At 69.8% G+C, this 3,780-nt stretch carries 2 protein-coding genes (1 of these 2 only partly in view); both read left to right on the top strand.

Annotated features, from left to right (window positions below):
* Nucleotides 1-653: the 3' portion of a quinone oxidoreductase family protein gene (locus tag ACFPZ3_RS06465; protein WP_465263540.1), read on the top strand. It extends 340 nt beyond the left edge of the window; 653 of the gene's 993 nt are visible here — the last part of the coding sequence; its start codon lies off the left edge, out of view; the stop codon is at nucleotides 651-653.
* Between the two features lie 67 nt (nucleotides 654-720).
* Nucleotides 721-3,756 carry a CARDB domain-containing protein gene (locus ACFPZ3_RS06460; RefSeq protein WP_379513021.1) on the top strand — a complete coding sequence of 1,012 codons (3,036 nt, stop codon included), beginning with the start codon at nucleotides 721-723 and terminating at the stop codon, nucleotides 3,754-3,756.
* The last annotated feature ends 24 nt before the right edge of the window (nucleotides 3,757-3,780 follow it).

The following is a 3,780-nucleotide window of genomic DNA, read 5'->3' as shown; positions in this document are numbered from 1 at the left end:
CCGCCGACCTGGTGGCCCCGCTGGACGGCTACGACCTGGGGCTGGACCTCGCGGCGGCGCTGCCCTCCAACAGCACCACCGCGTTTCTCGTGCTCGACCGGGTGGCCCGCATCGAACCGGGGGAGCACGTGCTCGTGCACGCCGCCGCAGGAGGCGTCGGCAGCCAGCTCGGCCAGGCCGCCCGGTTGCTGGGCGCGGGCCGCGTGGTGGGCGCCGTGGGCAGCCCCGCCAAGATCGAGACAGCCAAGGCGTTCGGCTACGACGAGGTCGTCCTGCGCGGGCAGGTGGCCGAGGCCGGCCGGTTCGACATCGTGGTGGACATGGTCGGCGGCACGGCACGACGGAGCAGCCTGGACCTGCTCGCGCCGATGGGCCGGATGGTGGTGATGGGCAACGCCTCCGGCGCCGAGGACGTCGGGATCGGGGCCAACGAACTGTGGTTCACCAACAAGACGGTCTCCGGGTTCAACCTGGCCGCCTTCTGCGCCGCCTTCCCCGCGCAGGCGGGCCGGGCGCTGCGCCGGGCCGTGGCCGCGGCCGCGAGCGGGGAGCTCCGGGTGCAGGTCGAGCCGCTGAAGCTGGAGCAGGCCGCGCAGGCACACCGCCGCATCGAGTCCGGTCGCAGCACCGGCAAGCTCGTGCTCGAAGTCTGACGTTCGGGACCGATCATGGGTAGGGGCTACTCATGCGCGCCGGGAAGGGCGACTTCATCCTGAGCGCATGCGTTCACTGACCGTATTGTTACTCATCGCACTGAGCCTGGTGGTCGTGCACACTCCGGCGCAGGCCAGTGCGGGCGTCTCTCTCCGCCTGACGATCAACAGGATCCATCAGATCGAGAGCCCCGACTCCACCGGCGACGGGAACTACTTCCCCGAGATCCGCATCGGCGACGGAGGCCTGCAGCGCAGGGGGTCGGTGGAGGACGACGACTTCAATCCCAGCGTCCTCCCCGACCCGTGGATCTTCACGCAGGACGTGCAGGTGCCCGACGACACCACCAAGATCCCGATCCTCATCCGGCTGTGGGACGAGGACGGCGGGTTGAGCGGCGGTGACGACAAGCTGGACATCAGCCCGCAGAACCAGGACGTCGACCTGGAACTGGAGTACGACATCGGCACCGACACCTGGACCGGCCCCGGCGACCTGCTCACCCCCGGACAGGGCTACGTCGAGGGTGACGGCGACCCCAACTTCCCCAATTCGGGTGACGGCAAGCGGGCGGGCATCGGCTTCACGATCGAGCGGACCAGCGGCGGCCTGCCCGACACCGACGGCGACGGCATCCCCGACGTGGTCGAACGCCTCGGCATCAGGAAAGCGGACGGCTCGCTGCTCTTCGACCTGAAGGCGCTGGGCGCCAACCCGTGCCGTAAGACCGTCATCCTGCAGATCGACTACATGGACGGCGCAGCTGACGGTCACACCCACCGGCCCAAGGACGCCGGACTCCAGGACCTCAAGCGGGCCTTCGAGGACAGCCCGGCCAAGGCGACGCAGCCCTGCCCCTACCCGGGCACCCCTCTCGACGACGGCGTGGATTTCATCCCCATCGTCGGCAAGGCCATCGCGGAGCAGGCCGCGATGTCGGACGACAGCAGCGCCTTCCGCAACACCAGGGCGCTCAACTTCCCCAAGGAGCTCATGCCCTACGCGCATTACACGATCTTCGCCCACGACCTGACGGCCGGCAGTTCGGTCTCCGGCCGCTGCTGCGAGCCGGTGCGCGGCAACCGCGACTTCATCGTCACGCTGGGCGAATGGCGTACCTGGTGCATCCTGCCCGGCCGTAACAAGACGCTGGAGTCCACCAAGCTGGGCGACGACTTCCCGACCCCGACCCAGATCGGCGTCGGCCCCGACCACGTCTGCAACAGCAAGAAGAAGCCCGGCTCCGACGACATCCAGGTGATGAAGGCGGGCACGGGACCCGACATCGTCGAGTCCGGCACGGCGCGCGACCAGGCGGGCACGGTGATGCACGAGCTGGGGCACGCCCTGGGGCTGTCCCACGGCGGGAACACCCGTACCAACTTCAAGCCCAACTACCTGAGCATCATGAACTACGCCTACGAGCCGGGCGGCATCCCGACCGGTCCCGACCCCGCGCCGCGCCGCCTGGACTACTCACGCGGCCTGATGCCGAACCTCGACCGCGACCACCTCGACGAGAGCAAGGGCGTCGGCCCCGGCGACGACTACGCCCGCTGGAACCTGGTGGCCAACGACCCGTCGCAGGAGCTGTTCGGGGCCGTCGACGACGCGCTGGACTGGAACGACAACAAGGTCACCGACCCGCCCACGATCAAGGCCGACATCAACTCCGAGGACGACGTCTGCGTGCTCGCGGGCACGAATGGGAAGATCGACTCGCCCAGGCTGGACGACGACGTCCAGTTCACCGATGCGATCATCCAGGGCGGCGACAACCAGTGCGACTCCATGCCGACGCCCGGCACGGACGACACCGGCCGCGACGTGATCCTCGCCGACCACGACGACTGGGGGCGCCTGAAGTTCGACATTTCGAGCCCCGGCGGCGGCCAGGACTCGGGACCGGAGATCGACTTCCTGACCGTGGCCCAGATGGAGGCCGACTTCCTCGACTTCTACGCCCCCGACCTGGCCACGACCAAGACCGTCGACAAGGAGTCGGCGCAGCCCGGCGACACCCTCGCCTACACCGTGAAGGTCGACAACGTCGGCAGGGGGGGCGCCAAGGCGGTCAAGCTCACCGACACGCTCCCCGACGGCTCGAAGGTGACGCGTGACCTGCCCGACCTGGCGGCGGCCGGGTCGCGCGACGAGCCGTACACCTACACCGTCCCGTGCGACACGGCCAACGGCGCGACGCTCACCAACACGGCCACCGTCGAGGGCAGGAACGTCGCCGGAGGCGCGGAGGAGAACACCGACAACAACACCGGCAAGGCCACGACCGCGATCAAGGCGCCGCAGCTCACGCTCGACGCGAGCGCCACGCCGACCGCCGGCGCGGCCGAAGCGGTGACGACCACGCTGAAGGTGACCAACACCGGCGGCGCGAGCGCCACCGACGCCACTCTCGCCTACACGCCGCCTGCCGGGGTCTACTACAGCACCGCCCTCGACCAGGGCTCCGGCCCCAGGCCGAGCTCGGTCACCGGCGGCACGCCGACCTGGAAACTGGGCTCCATGGACGCGGGCGCGACCACGACCGTGCGCTTCACGACCCGTTCCAGCCTGCTCGCCGTCGGCGGCACGGTCCTGACAGGACAGGCCAAGGTCTCGTACGGCAACGCCAAGGGATGCGTCTACACCCCCGTCACGGCGTCGTCCAGCTCGACCGTTACCGAGGTCGCGCCGAGCAGGAACCCGCGCCCGACCGCCATCTGGACCCTGACGCCGAGCCTGTGGACGCCCGAGTCGCTGGCCCGTGTCCAGGCCACCGACCAGCGCTTCGACGGGATCGACGGCACCGCGCCCGACGGTCAGCTGTCGCAGCGGGAGGTCGGGTCCGTGTTCACCCTCCCGGCGCTGCAGCCGCGTACGCTGCGGGCCGAGTTGCTGACCACGTATCTCAACGTGGGCAGCCGCCGGATCAACGCCGCGACAGCCGTACGGACCCTCACCATCGAGCGGCTCGGCCTGCACACGGTCGGGGACGCCGCCCGGCACGGACAGAAGATCCTCGGTGACGGCAACGTCATCACCTACACCGACGCCACGCTGGCGCTCGTCGAGATCAACACCGGAGTCGCCGAACGTTACTGACGCAGTGGCACGCGGCGCCGCACG

This window comes from Nonomuraea insulae (assembly GCF_042656245.1).
This window is presented reverse-complemented; position numbering and strand designations above follow the sequence as displayed.